Source organism: Roseateles sp. P1_C6, from assembly GCF_056406315.1.
The window spans coordinates 313,915-337,409 of sequence record NZ_JBFUAK010000003.1 but is presented as its reverse complement, the minus strand read 5'-3'; the positions used below and the strand labels follow the sequence as shown (position 1 = coordinate 337,409).

Below are 23,495 nucleotides of genomic sequence, written 5' to 3'. Positions count from 1 at the left end.
TTGCCGTTGTGCAATGGCCCCAGTCGTGATTGCGCCCCGGCACCGCGCTCGCCAACAACCCAACGGCACCCCCACCATGACGCTGCCAAGCATCGCCGCCCTCCTCGCGAGTCTGACCGTCGCGCTCTCGGCCCAGGCCGCCCGCGAGGTCTACAACTTCAACCCCGGCTGGCGCCTCCACGTCGGCGACGCCCCCGGCGCCGAAGCGCCCGCCTTCGACGACCAAACCTGGAAGCCCGTCACCCTGCCCCGCGCCTGGAACGAGGACGACGCCTTCGCCCAGGACATCGTCGACCACCGCACCGGCATCGCCTGGTATCGCAAGCGCTTCACGCTGCCGGCCGACGTGGCGGGCCGCAAGGTCTTCATCGAGTTCGAAGGCGCCCGCCAGGCCGCCGAGGTGTGGGTCAACGGCCAGCGCATCGGCCTGCACGAGAACGGCGTCACCGCCTTCGGCTTCGACCTCAGCAAGGTGGTGAAGCCCGGCGACAACCTCATCGCCGTGCGCACCGACAACCGCTGGGACTACCGCGAGCAGGCCACGAACCAGCGCTACCAGTGGGCCGACCGCAACTTCAACGCCAACTATGGCGGCCTGCCCAAGAACCTGCGGCTGCACGTGACGGACAAGCTCTACCAGACGTTGCCGCTGTTCTCCAACCTCGGCACCACCGGCGTCTACGTGCACGCGGCCGGCTTCGACATCCAGGCGGGCAAGGCCACCGTCACCGCCGAGGCGCAGGTGCGCAACGAGCATGACAAGCCGCGGCGCTTCGGCTACGACGTGACGCTGCGCGACACCAGCGGCCGCGTCGTCGCCACCTTCAAGGCGCCGACGCAAACCGTCGCCGCGGGTGCCACCACCACCGTCAGTGCCCATGCGCCGGTCACGGGCCTGCAGTTCTGGAGCTGGGGCCATGGCGCGCTCTACGACGTGGAGACGACGCTGACCGTCGGCGGCAAGCCCATCGACAACGTCGTCACACGCACCGGCTTTCGCCAGACCGGGTTTGCGAACGGCATGGTCACACTGAACGGCCGCGTCATCCAGCTCAAGGGCTACGCGCAGCGCACGTCGAACGAGTGGCCCGCCATCGGCCTGTCGGTGCCGACCTGGCTCAGCGACTACAGCAACGGCCAGATGCTGGCCAGCAACGCCAACTTCGTGCGCTGGATGCACACGGCGCCGTGGAAGCAGGACGTCGAGTCGCTGGACCGCATCGGCCTGATGCAGGCCATGCCCGCCGGCGACTCCGAGGCCGACGTGACCGGCCGGCGCTGGGAGCAGCGCATGGAGGCCATGCGCGACGCCATGATCTATTTCCGCAACAGCCCGAGCATCCTCATGTACGAGTCGGGCAACCGCGGCGTCAGCGCCGAGCACATGCGCGAAGTGACCGCGCTGCGCGACCGCTTCGACCCGCACGGCGGCCGCGCGGCGGGCAGCCGCGAGATGCTGTCCAGGGCGCTGCAGGACGTGGCCGAGTACGGCGGCGAGATGCTCTACATCAACAAGAGCGCGCGCCGCCCCATGTGGGCCATGGAGTACTCCCGCGACGAGGGCGCCCGCAAGTTCTGGGACGAGCTGAGCCCGCCCTTCCACCGCGACGGCGACGGCCCCGAGCACAAGGGCCAGAGCGCCGCCACCTACAACCGCAACCAGGACTCGCACGCGCTGGAAGACGTGCGCCGCTGGGTGGACTACTGGCGCGAGCGGCCCGGCACCGGCACGCGCGTGTCGTCGGGCGGCGTCAACATCATCTTCAGCGACAGCAACACCCACCACCGCGGCGCCGAGAACTACCGCCGCAGCGGCGAGGTGGACGCGATGCGCATCCCCAAGGACGGCTTCTTCGCCCACCAGGTGGTGTGGGACGGCTGGGTGGACCTCGAGCGCCCGCGTGCGCACCTGCTGGGCCACTGGAACTACGCGCAGGGCACGGTGAAGACCGTCACCGTCATCTCCAGCGCACAGCGCGTGCTGCTGACGTTGAACGGCAAGCCAATGGGCGCGGCCGAGGCCAGCGAGCCCTTCGTCTTCAATTTCCCAGCCGTGAAGTTTGAGCCAGGCGAGCTGCGCGTCATCGGCCTGGACAAGGACGGCAAGCAAGTCTGCGAGGACGTGCGCATCACGGCCGGCGCACCTGCGGCGCTGAAGCTGAGCGTGCAGACGCATCCGCAAGGCCTGCAGGCCGACGGCGCGGACCTGGCGCTGGTGCAGGTCGAGGTCGTCGACGTGAATGGCCGACGCAACCCCGTCGCGCTGGACAGCGTGAAGTTCACGCTCGACGGCCCGGCTGAATGGCGCGGCGGCATCGCGCAGGGGCCGGCCAACTTCGTGCTGGCGAAGGAGCTGCCGGTGGAAGGCGGCGTGAACCGCGTGCTGCTGCGCGGCACGACGGAGGCCGGCGTCATCAAGCTGCGCGCCGAGGCGGCGGGCCTGGCACCCGCCACGCTGGAGTTGCGCTCGCAGCCGGTGGCCGTCATCGGCGGGCTGAGCAAGCGCTTCCCCGTCGATGGCGTCACGCCGCAGTCCACGCGCGGCGCAACCCCCGCGGCGCCGTCGTTCACCGTCAGCCGCATCGCCGTGCCGGTCGCCTCGGCCGAGGCCACCAGCGGCGACGCCGCCAAGGCGGTCGACGACGACGAGAGCACGTCGTGGACCAGCGAGTCCGGCCAGGGTGCCATCCGCTTCAAGCTGGCCGAGGCCGCGACGCTGAGCGAGATCACGCTCAAGCTCGGCGGCTGGCGAGAGCGCCAGTACCCGTTGGTCATCCGCGTGGACGGCACCGAGGTCTGGCGCGGCCTGACCGAGCGCAGCCTGGGCTACGTGACGCTGCCGCTCAAGCCCCGGCGCGGCCAGGTCGTCAGCATCGAGCTGACCGGCGATGCCAAGGGCGGCAATGCCACGGCCAACACCGAGGTGGTCAACCAGAAAATCGTCGACACCGGCGCCGCCAGCCTCGGGCGCGGCGTCTTGTCCATCGTCGAAGCCGAGTTCTATCGCCAGCCATGACCACCATCACCTCGCGCCGCTCCTGGCTGCAGCAGCAACTGATGCAGGCCGGCCTGTTGCGCTTCGGCGCGCCGCTGCTGGCCCTGCCCGCCGCTCACGCGCAGACGGCCACGCCCAACCCGCTGCGCCTCTGGTACCGCCGCCCGGCCGACGAGTGGACGCAGGCGCTGCCCGTGGGCAACGGGCGGCTGGGCGCGATGGTGTTCGGCGGCACGCACACGGAGCGGCTGCAGCTCAACGAAAGCAGCTTCTTCTCCGGCGGCCCCTACGACACGACCAACCCGCTCGCCCGCGAGGGCCTGCCCAAGGTGCGCGAGCTGGTCTTCGCCGGCCGCTACGCCGAGGCCGAGAAGCTGGCCAACGAGACGCTGTTCGGCCAGCCGATGAAGCAGATGAGCTACCAGCCGCTGGCCGAGCTGCTGCTCGTCTTCCCCGGCCTGGACGGCGTGCGCGGCTATGAGCGCGGCCTGGACCTGGACGAGGCCGTCGCCACGACGCAGTTCCGCGCCGGCAGCGCGACGCTGACGCGAGAGGTCTATGCGTCCGCCGGCAACCAGCTCATCGTCGTGCGGCTGGCCGCCGACAAGCCGAAATGGATCAGCGCCGACATCACGCTGACGGCGCCGCACCAGCAGCGCAGTGGTGGTGAAGGCGGCCACACGCTGTGGGTGGCGGGCACCAGCCCGACGCAGCAAGGCATCGAAGGCCGGCTGCCCTTCGAATGCCGGCTGCAGGTCGTCACGCGCGGCGGCACGCTCGTCGCGCGTGACGGCGGGCTGCAGGTGCAGGGCGCGGACGAAGTCTTCATCCTCATCGCCGGCGCCACCGGCTACCAGCGCTTCGACGACGTCTCCGGCGACCCCGCTGTCGCCAACAAGGCGACGCTGGCCGCGGCCGTCGCGCGCGGCCCCGACACACTGCGCCAGGCCCACCGCGAAGCCCATCAGCAGCTGTTCCGCCGCGTTGCCATCGACCTGGGCGCAGGCCCCAACGCCAAGCTGCCCACCGACGAGCGCATCGCCCGCTTTGCCGAAGGCCAGGACCCCGGCCTCGCGTCGCTCTACCTGCAGTACGGCCGCTACCTGCTGCTGTCCAGCTCGCGCCCAGGCACGCGCTTCCCGGCCAATCTGCAAGGGCTGTGGAACGAGAAAACAAACCCGTCGTGGGGGTCCAAATGGACCATCAACATCAACACGGAGATGAACTACTGGCCCGCCGAGGTCTGCAACATCGGCGAGACCATTGAGCCACTGATCGCGATGGTGGAAGACCTCGCCATCACCGGCGCCAAGGTGGCGCGGGCGATGTACGACGCGCCGGGCTGGGTGGCCTTCCACAACACCGACGGCTGGCGCGTGGCCGCACCGACCGACGGCGCCAAGTGGGGCCTGTGGCCCATGGGCGGCGTGTGGCTGGTCAACACGCTGTGGCAGAGCTGGCTGTTCCGGCGCGACCCAGCGCTGCTCAAGCGCCTGTACCCACTGATGAAGGGCGCCGCCGAGTTCCAGCTCGCCACGCTGGTGCGCGACCCGAAGAGCGGCTTCATGGTCACCAACCCCAGCCTTTCGCCGGAGAACGCGCACCCGCACGGCTCGTCGGTCTGCGCCGGCCCGGCGATGGACAGCCAGCTGCTGCGCGACCTGTTCGCCCACTGTGCCGAGGCCGCGCGCGAGCTGCGCACCGACCGCCCCTTCGAGCGCGCCTGCCTGGCCATGCGCGAGCGCCTGCCACCCGACCGCATCGGCGCCGCCGGCCAGCTGCAGGAGTGGCAGGAGGACTGGGACCTGCAGGCACCCGAGCTGCAGCACCGCCATGTGTCGCACCTGTACGCGCTCTATCCGTCGGACCAGATCACGCCCGAGGACACGCCGGCGCTGGCCGTCGCCGCACGCAAGGTGCTGGAGCGCCGCGGCGACGACACCACCGGCTGGGGCATAGGCTGGCGCCTCAACCTGTTCGCGCGTCTGAAGGACGGCGAGCATGCGTATTCGGTGCTGCAACGCCTGCTGCACCCCAGCCGCAGCTACCCCAACCTGTTCGACGCCCACCCGCCCTTCCAGATCGACGGCAACTTCGGCGGCGCGGCCGGCATCGCCGAGATGCTGCTGCAGAGCCACCGCGGCCGTATCGAGCTGCTGCCGGCGCTGCCCTCGGCCTGGCCCACCGGCAGCATCAGCGGCTTGCGGGCGCGCGGTGGCTTCGAGCTGGCGATGACCTGGCAAGGCCGCGAGGTGCAGGCCCTGACAATTGCGAACGCCGTCGGCGGCAGCACCGAACTGCGCTGGGCTGGCCAGAAGCTGCCGCTGCGCCTGAAGGCCGGCGAGACGGCCCGCTTCGAGCGCCGCGACGGCAAGCTACAACGCATGGAGACCTCTGCTTGACTCACCCGATCTCGCGCCGCACGGCGCTGGCTGCGGCCCTGCTGGCGCCCGCCCTGCCCGCCCTCGCACAAGCCCCCGCCGCACCCGCCCCGGCACCGCTGCCCTGGCCCAACCCCCTCGTCGCCCAACGTGCCGACCCGCAGATCCTTCGCCACGGCGACTGGTACTACCTGATGGCCACGGCGCCGGCCTACGACGTCATCGAGCTGCGCCGCGCACGCAGCATCGCCGGCCTGGCCTCGGCCGAGCCCAAGGTCGTCTGGCGCAAGCACGACAGCGGCCCCATGAGCCGCAACATCTGGGCGCCCGAGCTGCACGTCATGGACGGTCGCTGGTTCATCTACTTCAGCGCTGGCGAGGCCAAAGAACCCTGGAAGATCCGCCTGTGGGTGCTGGAGAACGCCTCGGCCGACCCCATGCAGGGCGAGTGGACCGAGCGCGGCCAGGTCAAGACCGCGTGGGAGACCTTCACGCTGGACGCCACCGTCTTCGAACACCGCGGCAAGCGCTACATGGCCTGGGCGCAGACCGACCCGGCCAAGAAGAACCACAGCACCGACATCTTCATCTCGCGCATGAAGAGCGCGACCGAGCTGCAGGGCCCGCAGGTGCGCATCAGCCAGCCCGAGTACGCCTGGGAGAAGGTGCGCCACATCGTCAACGAGGCACCGGCCGTGCTCGTCCACGGCGGCCGCGTCTTCGTCAGCTACTCGGCGGCCGGCACCGGCGCCGAATACTGCCTGGGCCTGCTGTGGGCCGACGAGAACGCCGACCTGCTGGATGCGAAAAGCTGGCGCAAGTCGCCCGGCCCGGTGTTCAGCACCAGCCCCGAGAACAGCCAGTACGGCCCCGGCCACAACAGCTTCCTCGTCGAGCCGGACGGCCAGGTGCTCAACGTCTTCCACGCCCGCAACTACCGCGACATCGTCGGCGACCCGCTGAAGGACACCGGCCGCGCCACGCGCGCGCAGCCGCTGGCCTTCACGGCCGACGGCATGCCGGACTTCGGCCTGCCGCGGCCCGAGACCAAATGACCGTCATCGCCCTGTCCGCCGGCGCGCCCAACGTCTTGGCCGGCGCGTCGCCCGACCGCATCTGCCGCCGCCCCACGCGCGCCGAGCTGCACGCGTATCCGTCACCAACGCCGGCCCGCGGCCGTGCTCTCGTCTACGCCGGCGGCGGCTACCTGCAGCTGATGCACGACAAGGAAGGCGTCGAGATCGCGCAGTGGCTGAACACGCTGGGGCTGGACGCCTACGTGCTGGTGCACCGCCTGCCCGGCCAGGACGGTCATCCCTTCGACATCGCGCTGCAGGACGGCCTGCTGGCGCTGGACCACCTCGCCACGCTGCCCGCCCTGCCGCTGCTGCACGTGGGCCTGTCCTCCGGCGGCCACCTGGCCGGCGTGATGGCCTGCCAGCGCGAGTGCGCCGGCGCCGTCATCGCCTACGCGCCCCTGAACGCCAACCACCGCGACCACAAGTTCCCGGCCGGCAAGCCCGACTTTGCACCGCCCGAGAAGCAGGCCTTCTACGACGCCTGGCCCATCGGCATCGCGAGCGAGCCGCACGGCCTGCCGCGTTGCCCGGTGTTCCTGGCCTATGCGCTGCACGACGCCATCGTGCCGGTGCAGCATGCGCTCAACCTCATCGTGGCCGCGCAGCAGCACCGGCTCGACGTCGAGGCCCATGTCTTCCCGCAGGCCGAGCACGGCTTTGCGCTGCGCGGGCTGGACGGCACGCAGGGCCAGTGGCCGGCGCTGGCGACCCGCTGGATGGCCGAGAAGCTTCAGGCCTGAGAGGGCGCTACCCTTGCGGCTCATCGAGGCAACTTATCCCGCATGGAGCAAGCGATCAACACGTGGAATGACTACCGGGCCAGGGTGCGCGAATTCGACGCCGTGCTGGAGCATGGCAAGGCAGTGTCAGCAGCCTCGTCCGGCATCACCGCCAGCACGCCACAGGCCAGCTACGGCGAGCAGATCTTCGTCAAGCTGCTGGCGCACTGCATCGCGCTGCGCCGGCTGGCACCCGACCCCACGCAGGCCATGCCGGTCGAGCTGTGGGACCTGTCATCGATGAGCGCTCTGTCCCGGTGCGTCATCGACGCGCACGACGCCTTCGAGTACATCGCCGGCCACCCGGTCGCGGATGCGGAGCGTGGCTTTCGCATTCGCTGGTGGGAGCTGCACGACGCCACAGGGCGGCTGAAGGTCCTGGCTCGCCTCGGCTCGACGGACCCGGCGATTGCGGGCATCCGGGCCGACGCAGCGCGGCTGCAGCTGGCGCTGGAGACGCACGAGTTCCTCGCCTCGCTGCCGGCGGATGTGCAAGGGGTGCTGCGCTTGCGGCTCAGGCGCAGCGACCTGCCCAACTTCCACCTGGACGCCCCGCAACGCTGCGAGATGAGCGGCGTGGACGCGGACTGGCATGGCGCCCTGCTGATGCAGCTCTCGCAGCATGTGCACACGCTGCCGTTCTCCGTCCACCAGTTGCTGCAGTTCCAAGCCGGCACGCCCGACGCCCTGCGGCTGATGTCGCAGCCGCTGCTCTTTGCGCTGCCCTTCCTCGCGCGGGTCATCCACGCCATGGACGGGCTCATGCCGGTCCGCGTGCCTCAGGCGCCGAGCCGCACGGCCCGCACGATGGCGGTGTGGCGCGGCGTGGCCGAGCGAGGCTTCAACGGCGCCGACTGACCGGGGTCAGCGCACGCGCTTGGGGAAGTCGCTGACGCCTTCGCGCGTGCGCTCGACCTTGCGGATGGTCCCGTCCCCGTTGAAGTGCAGATACTCCGCCGCGACGTGGCGCTGCTTCTTCGCGCAGGCCGAGCCGGGCACGTCCAACCAGCGGTGATAGAACAGGATCCACCGGCCCTGGTACTCGACGATGGACTGGTGGTTGTTGCCGTTCTCGGGCTCCATGAAGACACCGCGGTAAGCCCAGGGTCCCTTCGGTGTCTTGGCCGTGTAGTAGGTCAGCGTGCGGTTGCCCTCGGGCATGGTGAAGTAATACAGGCCGTTGCGCTTGAACACCCACGGCCCCTCCATCTTGGGCTCGTAGCCGCCCATGTCCATCTTCTGCAGCGGCCCCTTCACGCTGCGCATGTCGTCGGCCATCTCCACCACGTGGTAATCGGCGCCCGCGGCATGCACATAGAGGTAGGCGCGGCCGTCGTCGTCGATGAAGAGGGCGGGGTCGTTGGCGTAGGGCTCGCGCCACAGCGGCGCGCCGATCATGTCCTTGAAGGGGCCGGCGGGCGAATCGCTCTCGGCGATGCCGATGCCCATCCACTTGGTGCTGTTGCTGGGGTTCTGCCGGTCCTTCACGCCGGTGCCGGCGGGGAAGACGAGGTAGTACTTGCCGTTCTTGTAGGCCGCGTCGGGCGCCCAGGCGTAGTCGTCGGCCCAGCTCAGGTCCTTGAGCGACAACACGGCGCCGTGGGCCGTCCAGTGCACGAGGTCGGTGGACGAGAAGGCATGCCAGTCCTTCATGTGGAAGTCGGCCTGGCATTCCTCGTCGTGCGAGGTGTAGAGCCACATCCTGCCGTCCTTCCAGACGTGTCCGGAGGGGTCGGCGGTGCGCAGGTCCTTGCCGAAGTTGAGCGGGTTCTGGGCCTGTGCGAGCGACGCGACCAGCAGGGCTGCGAGGGCAAGAGATGCGAGCTTCATGGGAGGGCCTGCCTGTGATCACTGCTTGCCGGCACCGGCCGGCTTGAGCCCACGGACCACGACCTGCGGGACTGCCGGTTCCTTCATGCCGTCGCCCAGATAGAAGCTCGGGTAGGGCGGCTGGTTGTAGGCCGTGTTCTGCCAGGCGATGGCGACGCGGTACTGGGCGTCGTGCATGAGAGTGATGAGCCGCCTGTCAGTCGGGTAAGGCGTCGTGTAGATGCGCAGGAATTTCTCGTCGGGCGTGTGCCAGATCACTTCCTCACGCCAGTCGCCGAACAGGTCGGCCGACACGACGGGCACGTTCTTCGTGCCGCTGGTCTGCAGCGCGCCGGTCGCCTCCAGCAGCGTGTGCGACTTGCCGGTCAGCCAGTCCCACTTGTTGATCTTGTTGCGGTCGAACAGTTCGCGCAGGTCGTCGCCGTCCCACCAGACCAGGAAGCTCAGCTCCTTGGGCCGCTTGACCCCTTCGATGGGCTTGCCCTGCGCGGTGTAGAGCACATCCTTGTTGGTGGCCCAGGCCTCGGCACCGGGGAAGCGCGGGTCGATGTCCGCCGCGACGCCGCGGCCTGTGTCCGTGTCGGCCAGCGTGCTCCAAAGCACCTTGCCCGTGCGCGCATCGAGCATGGCGGCGCCGATGCCGCCGTTGTGCCCGACCTCCTCATGGGCGCCGAACTTCTCCAGGCCCGGGTGGGTCGGGTCCAGGTCGCTGACGGCCATCGCATCGCCGTGCCTCAGCCCCGAACTCCACAGCCCCTTGCCGTTGTCATCGACAACCATGGAGCCGTAGACGATCTCGTCCTTGCCGTCGCCGTCCACGTCGGCCACGCTGAGCTGGTGATTGCCCTGGCCGCCGAAGGCCTCGTTGCCCGGCTCGGCGCTGTCGAATGTCCAGCGCTTCGTCAGCTTGCCGTCGCGCCAGTCCCAGGCGGCCAGCGTTGTGCGCGCGTAGTAGCCGCGCGCCATGACGATGCTGGGGCGCTCGCCGTCCAGATAGGCGGTGCCAGCGAGGAAGCGGTCAGCACGGTTGCCGTAGCCGTCGCCCCAGATCTCCTTGAGCTGCGCGGCCGTCGGTGCATCGGTGCGCGGGTCGCGCGCCGGCCAGTAGGGTTCACTGGCCAGGGCCTTGCCGGTCAGGCCGTCGAAGAGGGTCAGGAATTCCGGGCCCTTCAGGATGCGCCCCTGCAGCGGCGCGACCAGCGTGCCGTCGGGCTGCTGCTTGCCGCCGGTGCGGTCGGTCGACGGCACCTCGCCGCCGGGTTCGCGCCAGTCGGCCTTGGGGTCACCCAGCACCCGGCCGGTGCCGTCCACCGTGCCGTCGCTGGTGCGCACGGCCAGCTCGGCGCGGCCGTCGCCGTCGTAGTCGAACACCTGGAACTGCGTGTAGTGCGCGCCGGCGCGGATGTTCCTGCCGAGGTCGATGCGCCACAGGCGCTTGCCGTCCATCGTGTAGGCGTCCAGGTAGACCGCGCCCGTGTAGCCGTCGAAGGCGTTGTCCTTGGCGTTGGTCGGGTCCCACTTCAGGATGATCTCGTAGCGACCGTCGCCGTCCAGGTCGGCCACGCTGGCCTCGTGGGCCGTGTAGGTGTAGGCCTGGCCCGTGGGCGTGACGCCGCCATCGGGCTGCTGGATGGGGATGCTGAGATAGCCCTGCGCCCACACCTTGACCGGCGGGCTGGCCTCGACGTCCTTGCTGTTGACGCGCGTCTTGATGACATAGGTCGACTGCGGCGTACCGGCCTTGTCCACGAAGTTCGTGCCGCCGCTCAAGGGCTTGGCATTGAGCTTCCCGCCATCGCGGTAGACATCGAATTCCGTCTGCGGCGCATCGTTGGCCAGCAGGCGCCAGCTGACAAGCACGCCGCCATCGATGGCCGGCACGGCGACCGCACCGCGGTCCAGAGCCTCCATCCACCGCGGCGCCGCTTGCGCGCTGCGCCCGGCAAAAGAGCACAGCATTGCCGCGCTCAAGAGCAATGCCGCAGGCAAGCGGAATGTCATCGTCTTGGTCATATCAACCTTTGAGAATCCGCAACAAGTGATGCGGATACGCCAGTCTAGGAGTCTGAACTTTGGCCGCGTGAACGCGAGCACAAGACTCATGGCCATGATTGCTTCAGGCGCGCGCAAACTCCGTTGACAGGTCGCCGGTCAAGTTTCATTGCTGCATGTGTCGAGATTGAAGAAACCGGCAGGTATTCCTGAATCGCTGCGTGCCGTCGGAAACTCGATATATGTCGCTTGCCGCTCGCTGCGCCCTCGCAAACGCTGTCATTCGCAGAGCCCTCGGGCCGTTTCACGCGCGAGTTCCCGGCGGTGTTGCAACGCGCAGCTTGTTGAGCACCGCCACGCAGGGGGCAGGCCTAGCATGCGGCCTCTCTCCAATCGCAGTCGGGACGACGACTCATGACACGCAAGCGCTTGAACACGATATTGACGGCACTGGCCATGGCAACCGCCTTTGGCGCCGCCGCCCAGGACATGCCGCATCTGAGAAAGCAGGGCACGGCCACGCAGCTGATCGTCCACGGCAAGCCGATGCTCATTCTTGGCGGCGAGCTTGGCAATTCGACGTCGTCGGACCTGAAATACCTGGGCACGTATTGGCCCACGTTGAAAGGCATTGGCCTCAATACCGTCATTGCCACTTTGGAGTGGGACCAGATCGAACCCAGGGAAGGGGTTTTCGATTTCGCCTCGGTGGAAGGCCTGATCAAGCAGGCTGAAGCCAACAACGTGAAACTGGTCGTGCTCTGGCTGGCCGCATGGAAGAACTCAACGTCTTCCTACGCGCCGCCCTATATCAAGCACGAGTGGCAGAAATACGCCAAGGCACAGGACAACAAGGGCGTGCCGCAGGACATCCTGAGCCCCTACGACCCGGACACCTTGAAAGCCGACCAGCGCGCTTTCGGCGCACTGATGGCGCACATCAGGAAGGTCGACAAGAACCACACCATCGTCATGGTGCAGGTGGAGAACGAGATCGGCATGCTGCCGGTCGTGCGCGACTACAGCCCCCAGGCACAGGCCGCTTTCCAGGGCCAGGTCCCCAAGGTGCTGACCGACTACCTGCTGCAGAACAAGGCCACGCTGCATCCCTATGTGCGCGACGCCTGGACCGCCAAGGGCAACAAGGCGGCGGGCACGTGGACAGAGGTGTTCGGCGACAGCGTCGAGGGTCAGGAGATCTTCCAGGCCTGGGGATTTGCTGCCTTCACCAACGAGCTGACCAAGGCAGGCAAGGCCGCCTACAACCTGCCGATGTACATCAACGTCGCGCTCAACCGGCCCGACCAGAAGCCGGGCCAGTATCCGAGCGCCGGGCCGCTGCCACATTTGTTCGACATCTGGAAGGCCGGCGGCCCGGACATCGACCTGATCGGCATGGACATCTACTACCCCAACTACACGGAGTGGGCCGACAAGTTCAAACGCCCCGACAACCCGGTGTTCGTGCCCGAGGCCAACCGCGCCGGCCAGTCCGACGCCGGCGGCAATGCCTTCTACACGCTGGGCGAACTGGACGGCATCGGCTTCTCGCCCTTTCATATCGAGACCCTGCCCAATTTCGCCACCGACCCGCTGACGGATGCCTACCGCGTGCTGCGCCAGATCGCGCCCACCGTGCTGGCCCACCAGGGCAAAGGCACGATGCGTGGCTTCAAGGCGCCACTGAGTGCCGAGGGCGTGCTGGACGAGACGCCGCGCAAGATCGAACTGGGCGGCTTTGCGCTGACGGTCACGATGGTCGACTCGCGCACGCCCAAGAACACGCAGGACATCAAGGCGCACGGCGGCCTGATCATCCAGACCGGCAAGGATGAGTTCCTGGCCGCGGGCCGGGGCGTCATCGTCAGGTTCGCGGACGCCGCCGCCAACTCCGGCTACCGCATCGGCATCGAGCAGATCCGCGAGGGCGAGTTCGTCGACAGCGAGTGGGTGCCCGGCCGCTGGCTGAACGGTGACGAGAACGGCCAGGGCCGCTACCTGCGCCTGCCGCCGGAGAAGTTCGGCATCCAGAAGATCAAGGTCTACCGCTACAAGTAGGCCGGCTTGCCTATGGGCGGCAGGCGCCGGGCAGCAGTTCGGCGCCGTCGAACATCAGGTCGCGCTGCTGTGCGCGCAGTTGCAACGCCAGGTTGCCGCTGCGCTCGGGCACCGTGACCGACGCCGACAGGCGGTTGGCCAGCACGCCCTGGGCCCAGGCGGCGTCCTGCTGGCCGCGCGGCCAGCGCAGCGGCAGCGTCTGGCCATCCACCAGCACGTCGGCGGCCCAGGCCTCGCCCGGCGTGGCGGTGTAGCTGGGCAGCACGTGCACGCGCAGGCAGCTGGGGCCAGGCGCGGTGCCGGGCACGGTGATGTCCAGCGTGGCGCCAGGCTGGCGGGCGGCCAGCACGCCATCGTGTCGACCCAGGCCGGGCACGCGGCGCCAGGTGGCGTCGACCGTCACGCGCAGCGCAGGCGCGACGGGCTCGACCAAAGGCAGCGGGCCGAGGTCGGCCATGGCACGGGCCAGGTCCTTCAGCGCGTCGGGCACGCTGCCGCCCAGACCGGGTGCCGGCAGCAGCGGCGCGAGCTGGCGGTAGCTGGTCCACAGCCCATCGGCCGGCTCCTCGGCCAGGATGCCTGCCCAGCGGCCAGCGTTGTAGCGGGCGGTCAAGGCCTTGAGGCGCTGGTCGGCGCGCACGGCTTGCGCGGCGAAGGCACGCGCACCCACCGGGTCGCGCTCCAGCGTGGCGGCATAGCGCTCCAGCGCGAAGAAGCGCTCGTTGGCCAGCGCCGACGCGCGCATCGGGTACTCGACCAGCTGGAAGAAGCCATCGCGCTGCGCAGCGGCGATGCGCGGGCGCACGGCGTCCAGCTTCGCCAGCAGCTGGGCGAAGCGCGTCTGGCGCTCGCTGACGGCAGCCGGTGTCAGGCCGCTGCGCTTCATGCGTTCGCCGGGCAGGTGGTACTGCAGATGCTCGGGCCGACGCTCGAAGTTGACGCGGTAGTAGCCGTCCCAGATGTCCGCGATCTCCGCCGCGCCGAACAGCCGCTGCGCCAGCTCTCGCAGATAGCCGGCCTGCCCTTGCGCCCGCACGGCGGCCGGGTTCCAGGCCAGGTCGAACCAGTGGCTCAGGTTGACCTCGTGCGGCTTGATGTCGCCCGCGTTGACCATCCACAGCCGCTGCACGCCGGCGTCGAACGCGCGGCCCATCTCCTCGGCCACCAGGGCCGGTGGCGTCGTGCTCAGCCACAGATAGGACAGCGGCGCGCCGAGATAGCTCAGGTGGTAATAGACGCCCGAACCGCCCGAACGCTTCGCCTGTGCGGCATCGGGGAACTGGCGGAGGTAGCCGAAGTTGTCGTCGACCCAGACCAGCGTCACGTCGTCCGGCAACGCCAGGCCGGGCAGCAGCGGCAGCACTTCCTTGTAGGGCACGAAGACCTGCGGCACCTGCGCCGGGTCGCCCACGTGCTGGCGGATCAGTTCGCGCTGATCGGCGATCAGGCCGTTCAGCAGCGCCTGCTTCTCGGCCACCGTGCCGCCGCCCTGCATGCCGGAGTCGTGGATGCCGCGCATGCCCAGCGTGTAGAGGTTGTCGAAGCGGCCGTTGGCCTTCAGCCGCTCGGCCCAGTAGTCGCGCACGGCTTGCGGATGCGTCGCGAAGTTGTATTGCTCGTGCGGCGCGGTCCATTCGGCGACGTTGTTGCGCAGCATGGGCTCGGCGTGCGACGAGCCCATGACGATGCCGTAGCGCTGCGCCAGTTCGGCGTTGCGCGGGTTGGCATTGAACGCACCGGAGACCTGGTGCATGGCCGGCCACAGCGTGTTGGCCTTCAGCCGCAGCAGCAGGCGGAAGACCTGCTCGTAGGTCCTGGAACCGATGGTGCCGGCCTCGGGCTCGAAGGTCTTGGCGGCCCAGGGTTGCAGGCCCCAGTCCTCGTCGTTGATGAACAGGCCCCGGTACTTCACGGCCGGGCCGTCTTGCAGCGGCTCGGTGACGCTGATGTGCAGCGGCCCGCGCTGGCGTGGCGCCAAGTCCGCCCACCAGACCCAGGGCGACACGCCCAGCGCCTGGCTCAGCGTGTAGACGCCGTAGGCCGTGCCGCGGCGATCGGCGCCGGCGATGACGAGGGCCTGCTTCACGCCGGGCGCAGGGTCGCGCACCTGCATGATCTGGAAGCACTCCCAGCAGTCCTTGAGCTTGCCGAGGTCCAGCCGGCCGGCAGCGGCCAGCGCGTCGATCTGCGCGTGGCGGCCGGCGGTGCCGACCCAGATCTGCACCGGGCGCTTGTTGCCCGTGCGCAGGCCCAGTCGCTTGAGATCGTCGGCCAGGTCTTGCGTGACGAAGGCCTCCAGCGGACCTGCACTCGGGCTGCCGACGATGACGGCACCGTCCAGCGGCAGGCTGGTGGGCGTGGCACGCGTGGACACCTCCAGGCCCGCGTGGGCGCTGCCGGCCAGCGCCAGCAGCAGGATGGTCAGCAGCTGGCGCATGGCGGTCATCGTGCCTTGAATGCGGGACGCAGGTCGGGCGGCGGGGCGTTGCGGTCTACCGTCAGCCAGCCGTCCTGCAGCTTGATTTCGGCGACCTGGATGACCGTGCGCTGGTGCCAGCGGTCATCCGTCTTCGCCTGGGGTTCGCCGCTCTGGTGCGTGAAGTAGAAGAGGTAGGCGCGGCCGTCGACGACGGTGACGCCCGGGTGCTGGCCCTTGGCGCGGTCGGTGGGGTGCAAGCCGATGTCGGCCAGCAGCCGCGTGGGTTGCTCTTCCCAGTTCTGGGCGTCGTGGGAGCGCATGACGAGCAGGCCCTTCCACAGGTCGGCCACCAGCCAACATTTGCCGGCGAAGGGGAAGACCGTGGGGCCTTCGCCGGGCAGCGGGCTGACGGGGCCGCGCACGGTCCAGTTCTTCAGGTCGGCACTGTCGGCCACCTTGAGCTTGCTGCCGCCCTGCTCGTCCTTGAACCACATGCGCCATCCGCCCTGGGGCGCGCGGATGACGGCCGCATCGATGACCTTGGGCGAGCCGAGGTCCACGCGGCCGGCGCATTGCCAGTGGCGCAGGTCGGTGCTGGTGAGGTGCTCGATGCGGCGCTCGCCGGTCCAGCTCTTGTGAACGCCGGGCACGATGGTCAGCCACAGGTGGTAGGTGCCGTCGAAGTCCTGGATCTCGGGCGCCCACAGCGTGACGCCGGTGCACTCGGCCGGGAAGCTGGCTTCCCCCGCCGCACGCCAGTGGTTGCCGTCGTCCGTCGTCGCGATGGCGATGGGCGTGGCGTGCACCCAGCTCACGTCCTTGGGGTCGTCCAGCCGCAGCGTCGCTCGGCGGTTGGTATAGAACATCTCCCAACGCTGCAGCCCGCGGTTGAAGACCAGGGACACATCGGCCGCGCCATCCAGCACGGGGTCGCGGTACAGCGGCCGCGGTGCGGGTTCGGGCGTGGCGCAGCCGGCCAGCGCGGCGAGCAGCAGCAAGGCGGCGAGCTTCATGGCGTCGTGATCGGCAGGTAGCGCGGCGCCTTCATGCCGTGGCCGAGATGGAAGCTGGTGTGCGGCGGCTGGTTGTAGCCGGCGTTCTGCGCGGCCACCTGCACGCGGTACTGCGGGTCGTGCATCAGCGTGACGAGTCGGTGCTCGGTGGGGATGGCCGTCGAGAAGACCAGCAGCGCGGTGCTGTCGTCATTGCGCCAGACAACTTCCTCACGCCAGTCGCCGAACAGGTCGGCCGACAGCACCGGATTGCCCTTGGTGCCGTTGTTGGACGCGGCACCGAAGGCCTTGCCGTTCAGCCGGTTCTCGAACTTGAAGGTGGCAGGGTTCCACTTGTCGATGGCGACATGGTCGAGCGACTCGCGCAGCAGGTCGCCGTCCCACCAGATCGCGAAGTTGTAGCGGCTGGGGTGGTTCTCGCTGATGAGCTTGCCGCCCGCGCTCATCAGGCCGCCGACGGAGCCCCAGCATTCGGCGCCGGCGTGAGCCGGGTCGATGTCGAAGCAGACGCCGCGGCCCACGTCGGTGTTCCTGCCGGACATGCTCCACAAGACCTTGCCGGTGGCCGCGTCATGCATCTCCAGGCCATGCTCGCCGTAGCAGCGCGGGCTCTCGTGCACCATGAAGATCTGCTGGCCGTCGCGCGCCGGGTCGAAGGCGCTGACGTGCAGCGCGTCGCCGTGGCACAGGCCGGTGCTGTAGAGCAGCTTGCCGGTGCCGGAGATGGTGGCGGCACCGTAGATGATGTCGTCCAGCCCGTCGCCGTTGACGTCGGCCACCGAGAACCAGTGCGCGCCCTGCCCCGCGACCGGTTTGCTGGCCGCGTCGGCCTCGGTGTCGAATACCCAGCGCTGGCTCAGCTTGCCGTCGCGCCAGTCCCACGCGGCCAGCACCGCGCGGGTGTAGTAGCCGCGCGAGAACACGGCGCTGGGCCGCTTGCCGTCCAGGTAGGCCACGCCGGCCAGGAAGCGGTCCACGCGGTTGCCGTAGCCATCACCCCAGGCGCTCACGTCGCCGCGTGCCGGCACGTAGTTCGTCGTCGCCATGGCCGCGCCGGTCAGGCCGTTGAAGACGGTCAGGAACTCGGCGCCGGCCAGCACGTAGCCGGCCTCGTTGCGGTGGTCGGCCTTGGCGTCGCCGATGACTTTGCCAGCGCCATCGACCGTGCCATCGGCCGTCTTCATCATCACCTCGGCCTTGCCGTCGCCGTCGAAGTCGTAGGCCAGGAAGCTGGTGTAGTGGGCACCGGCACGAATGTTGGCGCCGAGGTCGATGCGCCACAGCCGCGTGCCGTCCAGCCGGTAGGCGTCGACCAGCGTGTGGCCCGTGTAGCCCTTGTGCGAGTTGTCGTGGGCGTTGGTGGGCTGCCACTTCACGATCAGCTCGTACTGCCCGTCGCCGTCCACATCGGCCGCCGCGCCGTCGTTGGCCTCGTACCGGTAGGCCACGCCGTCGGGCGACACGCCGCCCTCGGGCTTTTGCAGCGGCACGCGCAGATAGGGCTGGGCCCACGGCGAGACGGCGGGCTCGGCGGGCAGTTCGTGGCCGTCGACGACGGCGCGCACCGTGTAGCGGCTGTCGGCGTGGCCCTGCGCGTCGAGCAGGTTGGTCAGCGACTGCGGCTGGCCGGTGAGCCGCTTTCCGTCACGGTAGACGTTGAAGCGCACGCCCGCCGGCTCGGTGCCCAGCAGCCGCCAGCTGACGAACACGCCGGACGAAGTCGACAGCGCGACGACGCCGCGGTCCAGCTTCTCGACCTGGCGCGAGTCGGCCTGGACGGTGGCCGCACCGGCGAGCAACAGCCCGCAGGCGAGACCACGCCAGAGGCGAGTGAGTGAGGTCAATGAAGTCATCGCGCCACGTTAAAAAAAAAGCGGCCTCATTCGAGGCCGGGCACCTGAAGTTCAGGCGCAACAGGATTGGCCATGCCGGCCAGGCCCGGAGATCAGAGCTTGTAGCCCAGGGTGATGTAGTAGCGACGGCCCGACCACGCCAGTTCGTTGGGGCGCGACAGATCGCCCGCGTAAGTCAGCTCGGCCTGGTCGGTCAGGTTCTTGGCTTCGAAGGCCAGCGTGAAGTTCTTCGTGGCCTTCCACTGGATCTTGGCGTCCAGGTAGCCGGTCTTGTCGCTGAAGTTCGGGTTGCCAGACACGTCGTTGGTGCCGCTGTAGTACTTGTCGCGGTAGGCGTAGGCCAGGCGGGCGTTGAAGTTGCCGTCGTCGTACCACAGGCCCAGGTTGTAGGAGTTCTTCGACAGGCCCGGGTAGGGCAGGACCGAGTTGTCCAGCGGGCTGATCAGCTCGTTGCCCTTGGCATAGCTGAACGTCATGCGGGTGTAGTTGGCGTCCACGCCGAAGTTGCCCAGCCAGCCGGGCAGGAAGGACAGCGCCGTGCGGCCCGCCAGCTCGATGCCCTGCGTCTTGGCACCTTCGCCGTTGACGGCCTGGGTCACGTCGAACAGGCGGCCGTCGCCGTAGAAGTCGACACTGCGGTTCACGACGCCCTTGCGGACATAGGTGTTGATGTCGGTGCGGAAGGTGGCCAGGCTGACCTGCGTGTCGCGGCTGGGGTAGTACTCCAGGCTCAGGTCATACTTGGTGGCGCGGTAGGGCTTGAGTTCGGGGTTGCCGGCCGTGCAGTCGTCGGTGCCGTCACCACCAGGGCGCGCAGGGGAGCCGCTGCCGGTCGTGCAGGTGACGTTGGGCGCCAGCAGGTCGATCGCCGGACGGGCCATCACCTTGGCCACACCACCGCGCACCAACAGCTTGCCGTTGATCAGCTGCAGCGTGGCGTTCAGGCTGGGCAGCACGTCGCTGTAGCTGTTGCTGAGCGACACCACCTTGTTGCTGTTCACGAGGACCGAGCAGGTCGACACGGCGGCCGGGTCGCAGGTGCGGTCCGTCTGCAGGCCGGTCGACGTCACGTCCGTGCGGGTGTAGCGCACGCCGACATTGCCATCCAGCGGCAGACCGAAAATCTCGGTGCCCCAGTCCAGCCGCACATAGCCCGCCTTGACCTTCTCGACGATGTCGAAGGCGGGGATCTGCGGATAGGTCTTGCCGTCGCTGCCGGGCGACTCGTAAAGGTATTTGTGGGAGAAGTCGCTGGTGTCGAAGATGCCCGACGCCACCGTCGCCGCATAGCTCGGTGCCGTCCAGTTGGCGGGCACGCCGGAGACGTCGCCATAGCCGCCCATGAAGGTGCCGGGCGACTTCGTGCGGATCGCGTTGACGACCTCCTGCATGCGCGCGCCGTTCACGTACGAGGTCTTGAAGCCGCTGTTGATGTAGGTCTGCGTGTCGTTGGGGCGTTGCGCCGTGCCGGTGTACAGCGGGTCCCAGATGAGGGTCTGGTTGACGTTGGCCGTGCGGACGTTGATGTCCACCGCTTCGTTGGTGTTGCTCAGCAGGCCGTTGTTCTGCACCAGGTAGCCGCCACCGTTGTACTGGCGCGAGCTGGACTCGCGAACCTGGCCGCCGAACCACAGGCTCTGGAAGAAGCTGTGGTCGAAGGCGTACTGGAAGTCCAGCTTGCCCTGGCGCTCCGTGTTCTTCGTGGCCGAGGGGCGGTACTGCTGCTGGGCCTGCACATAGGACGACGCGTTGTCGGGGCTGTAGGCCGCCGGGAACGTGAACTGCGGCAGGCGGCTGTCGTCAAGCTTCACCACCAGGCCAGGCGCGTTCTGCGTCAGAACGATGTTGTTGCTCTCGCTCTTGTAGTCCGACTTGGAGTCGCCCAGCAGGCCTTCGACGCGCCACTTGTCATTCTTGAACTTGAAGCCGGCGGTCGTGTACTTGGACTTGATGTCCAGCGCGAAGTCGCGCGCCGACGTGCTGAACGCGCCCTGGCCACCCTGGCCGGCCACGTTCAGGCAGTTGCCCACGGTGAACTGCGTGACATGGTGGTTATCGACCACCATGCCGGCCGGCGTGGCGGCGGCCGGTGCGGCCACGCAGGTGCCGCCCGATGGAACGCCGGTGGCCGAGTAGACGGGTGCGTTGCCCGGCGAATTCAGCCGCGTCACCGCCGAGAAGTCGGTGCCGTAGTTCATGTCGTTGAGCCGCTGCGCCTGGGTGTTGGCCTGGTAGCTCACGTAGGCGTCCAGTTCCTTGGTGAACTGGTACTGCGCCGTCACTTCGGCGGAGCTGCGCTTGTGGTCGCGGGTCCAGATGCCGTAGCGAGAGATGCGCGGCGAGTAGTCGAACCACTGGCTCAGGCAGGGTGCCTGGTCGGCGGTGGCCAGGCTGCTGCAGCCGGCCTTGGTCGTCACGGCCGCGGCGTTGGCGTTCAGGCTGGTGAGGGTCTTGTCGGCCGAGAAGTCCCAGTCGCGCAGGAAGGCCCAGGACGTGTTGCGCGAGAAGTCGCCGCGCGTGTAGATCTTGTCGTAGACCAGGTTGGCCATCAGGCCCAGCTTGCCGTCCAGGAACTTGTCGGCCAGCAGCAACGTGGCACGCGGCTGCGTGCCGCCGCGCAGGCTGCCCTGCTCGGCCGACAACGATCCGGCGATGGTGGGCTTGGTGAAATCCAGCGGCTTGCGCGTCTTGACGTCCACGGTGCCGCCGATGCCGCCTTCGGTCAGGTCGGCCGTCGAGCCCTTGATGACGTCGATGGAGGCGATCAGCTCCGACGCCAGCTCGCGCAGTTCGGCGCCGCGACCGGCACCGCCGTTGGTGCCCAGCACGGACATGCCATTGATCTGGACGCGATTCAGGTCGGGCTCGACGCCGCGGATGGAGACCTGCGAGCCTTCGCCGAACTGGCGCGACAGCTGCACGCCGGTGATGCGCGACAGCGCCTCGCCAACGTTCTTGTCCGGGAACTGGTCGATGTCTTCCGCGACGATGCTGTCCGAGACGGTGGACGCGTTGCGCTTGCGGTCGATGGCGCTCTGGATGGAGCGGCGGATGCCGGTCACGACCACGGTTTCGAGCTGGTTGCCCTTGTCGGCCGGCTTGGCGGCGGCCTCAGCGGCCGGTGCGGATGCGGCTGCCTCCGGGGCAGCGGCTTGCTGGGCGTGGGCCTGGCTTGCAAATGCGGCCGTGACGGCCAGCGCCAGCGGAGTCCAACGCGAAACCGGCGTGCGGCCGTGAATCTTTTTCAGCATTTTGTCTGTCTCCAGAATATCGACGAGGTAAGCGCTTGAGCGGCTTTTTCTTATTGCCCCGGAGACAAGTCTAGAGGTCGGAATTCACGCCGTGTTCACCGCGCGGCAAAGAATCATCACGGTGATTGCTTCGGCTCGCGTAAACCCTTGGAGCCTGCGGGTTTCGCTCAAATCGGTGATTACTCAGGCGCTGCAAGGAGCACCAACTGTGCGCTGCCGCACATCGGTGCGCCGATTCAAGCAGCGTTTGACTATCACGTGAGCGAATATATCGGCGCGCCGCAGTGGGTTTCTTGCTGCAGTTTTCGAATATTCATATTCTGAATCGCCAGCACCCTGTGCAATACCCACAAACCGCGGCAAACAATCTCAAGGCCGGCGCTCCAGCCAGCCCTGCGGCACCGGCACGATGCAGATATTCATCTCTCGTCCGTCGGCCGCCAGCATGGCGGACTGGATCTGGATCTTCTTGCCGTCCGGGCTGAAGGTCGGGTGGATATGGTCGCGCGCGGTCGTCTTGTGGCCGGTGGTCAGCACGATCATCTCGCGCGTCCGGCGGTCGATCAGGTAGAGGCTGCGGCCGAAGTCGTCGCCCGTCGCGAAGCGCCCGTCCGGCGAGCCGTGCACATGCCACAGGCCGCTGCCCGACGGGGTCTGGCCCACCAGGTTCATCTCGCGCGAGCGCAGGTTGACGATGGCCAGGCCCGTGGGCTTCTCGCGCGTGCCGGTGTTGCCCCAACCGTCTTCCTGGCCGGGATTGGCGCCCTCGACAGCCGTGCCCGCGGGGCGATTGGGATCGACGACGCCAGGAACCGGGCGGTGGCCCATGATGGCCAGCGCCACCTCGTCCTTGCCGATGAAGGCCTCGTGCGTGACCCACTCGTAGGGCGCCTCGGGGTAGAGCGGGCGCAACCCGGTGCCGTCGCCCTTGACGGTCCAGGTCCGCTGCGGCGACTTGCCGCCCGTCTCCCAGCTGAACACCAGCTCGCCCGGGTTCCAGCTGTTGCTCTGGATGTGGCCGATCTGGAAGGGCACGGAAACGACGTGCTTGATCTCGCCCGTCTTCACGTTGATCTTGCCGATGGCATGCGGGCCGGCGCCCATGCCGCGCGGGCCGAAGGGCGGCTCGACCTTGGTGCCGGCCGGCAGCCTGGCGCCGGCGTAGGCCTTGCCCTGGATGCGGAAGTAGAACCACTGGCCATCGGCGTCCAGCGCGTTGTCGCCGAAGGCCTCAAGTTCCGCCGGCAGCGTGGCGAAGACGCGCTGGTAGGCGCTCGCCGGCTTCATGGCGCCGGCCTTGCTGTCGGCGAACACGCGGTCCAGGTCCACCTCGACGGCCTGCATGACCTTGGCCGCGCCGCCGGGGTCCTTGCGCAGGAAGTACAGCTTGTTGCCGCCGGACTGCGCGAGGTTGAGCATGCCCTCGTAGCCGCCTTCGGTGACCTGCACCAGGTCACCCGTGGCCTCGTTGACGGCGATGGCCTCGCCCTTGACGCGCGCCGAACGGAACACCAGCCACTGGCCGTCGGCCGTCCACTGCGGGTGGCTGGGGTAGATCTTGGCGTCGCCGCGCGGCTGCGTCGTCAGGAAGGTCAGCGGCGTGCCGGTGACCGGGTCGGGCACGACGCGACGCTCCGACGGGAAGCGCTGGCCGATCTGGGCCCAGGCCGGTGCGAGGGCCAGCAGCAGGGTCAACAACAGGGAGGTCTTGCGAAGCGACATGATGAAGGCCCGGGTCAATGTGGCCGCGACTCTAGGACCGGCTCTGTTGCGCGATGTTGCTGGATCTCAATCGCTCAAGAACTTGCGCCATCGCCGCGGTCGCGCGCACCGGCCTGCTCCTAG

General features: G+C 68.5%; 13 protein-coding genes. 6 read left to right on the top strand and 7 right to left on the bottom strand.

What is annotated here, in order from left to right; genetic code table 11:
- The first annotated feature begins 76 nt into the window (after positions 1–76).
- From AC1D29_RS07520 to AC1D29_RS07500, 5 genes are read left to right on the top strand one after another with little or no spacing between them, the layout of a single operon-like run.
- Complete coding sequence (locus AC1D29_RS07520) at positions 77–3,016, top strand: glycoside hydrolase family 2 protein (RefSeq protein WP_477895744.1); 2,940 nt, start codon at positions 77–79, stop codon at positions 3,014–3,016.
- Positions 3,013–5,397, top strand: coding sequence for a glycoside hydrolase family 95 protein (locus AC1D29_RS07515; protein WP_477895742.1), 2,385 nt, complete (start codon positions 3,013–3,015; stop codon positions 5,395–5,397). The genes AC1D29_RS07520 and AC1D29_RS07515 overlap by 4 nt, the downstream gene beginning before the upstream one ends.
- Complete coding sequence (locus tag AC1D29_RS07510; protein WP_477895740.1) at positions 5,394–6,431, top strand: glycoside hydrolase family 43 protein; 1,038 nt, start codon at positions 5,394–5,396, stop codon at positions 6,429–6,431. Before AC1D29_RS07515 ends, AC1D29_RS07510 begins: the two co-directional genes overlap by 4 nt.
- Positions 6,428–7,195, top strand: coding sequence for an alpha/beta hydrolase (locus tag AC1D29_RS07505; protein WP_477895738.1), 768 nt, complete (start codon positions 6,428–6,430; stop codon positions 7,193–7,195). The genes AC1D29_RS07510 and AC1D29_RS07505 overlap by 4 nt, the downstream gene beginning before the upstream one ends.
- A gap of 42 nt (positions 7,196–7,237) precedes the next feature.
- A complete protein-coding gene (locus tag AC1D29_RS07500) occupies positions 7,238–8,092 on the top strand; it encodes a hypothetical protein (protein WP_477895736.1) in 855 nt (284 codons plus the stop codon).
- 6 nt (positions 8,093–8,098) lie between these two features.
- Here the strand turns inward: AC1D29_RS07500 and AC1D29_RS07495 are convergent, their stop codons facing one another.
- On the bottom strand, positions 8,099–9,064 hold the full coding sequence (locus AC1D29_RS07495) for a family 43 glycosylhydrolase (RefSeq protein ID WP_477895734.1): 966 nt from the start codon (positions 9,062–9,064) through the stop codon (positions 8,099–8,101).
- An 18-nt stretch (positions 9,065–9,082) separates the two neighbouring features.
- On the bottom strand, positions 9,083–11,023 hold the full coding sequence (locus AC1D29_RS07490; protein ID WP_477895732.1) for a rhamnogalacturonan lyase: 1,941 nt from the start codon (positions 11,021–11,023) through the stop codon (positions 9,083–9,085).
- Positions 11,024–11,470: 447 nt separating this feature from the next.
- On the opposite strand from AC1D29_RS07490, the gene AC1D29_RS07485 reads away from it, so the two are divergent.
- Complete coding sequence (locus tag AC1D29_RS07485; RefSeq protein WP_477895730.1) at positions 11,471–13,114, top strand: GH35 family beta-galactosidase; 1,644 nt, start codon at positions 11,471–11,473, stop codon at positions 13,112–13,114.
- 10 nt (positions 13,115–13,124) lie between these two features.
- On the opposite strand, the gene AC1D29_RS07480 is transcribed toward AC1D29_RS07485, so the two are convergent.
- The 5 genes from AC1D29_RS07480 to AC1D29_RS07460 form a co-directional block, all read right to left on the bottom strand.
- Positions 13,125–15,551, bottom strand: a complete 2,427-nt coding sequence (locus tag AC1D29_RS07480; protein ID WP_477895728.1) for a glycosyl hydrolase 115 family protein — start codon at positions 15,549–15,551, stop codon at positions 13,125–13,127.
- A gap of 5 nt (positions 15,552–15,556) precedes the next feature.
- Positions 15,557–16,546 carry a hypothetical protein gene (locus AC1D29_RS07475; RefSeq protein ID WP_477895726.1) on the bottom strand — a complete coding sequence of 330 codons (990 nt, stop codon included), beginning with the start codon at positions 16,544–16,546 and terminating at the stop codon, positions 15,557–15,559.
- Positions 16,543–18,399: a rhamnogalacturonan lyase gene (locus AC1D29_RS07470; protein WP_477895724.1), complete on the bottom strand. Its 1,857-nt coding sequence runs from the start codon at positions 18,397–18,399 to the stop codon at positions 16,543–16,545. The genes AC1D29_RS07475 and AC1D29_RS07470 overlap by 4 nt, the downstream gene beginning before the upstream one ends.
- Before the next feature lie 92 nt (positions 18,400–18,491).
- Positions 18,492–21,650: a TonB-dependent receptor gene (locus AC1D29_RS07465; RefSeq protein ID WP_477895722.1), complete on the bottom strand. Its 3,159-nt coding sequence runs from the start codon at positions 21,648–21,650 to the stop codon at positions 18,492–18,494.
- A gap of 369 nt (positions 21,651–22,019) precedes the next feature.
- The gene (locus AC1D29_RS07460; RefSeq protein WP_477895720.1) at positions 22,020–23,372 is read right to left on the bottom strand and encodes a hypothetical protein; all 1,353 of its coding nucleotides are present in this window, start codon (positions 23,370–23,372) and stop codon (positions 22,020–22,022) included.
- Between the last annotated feature and the right edge of the window lie 123 nt (positions 23,373–23,495).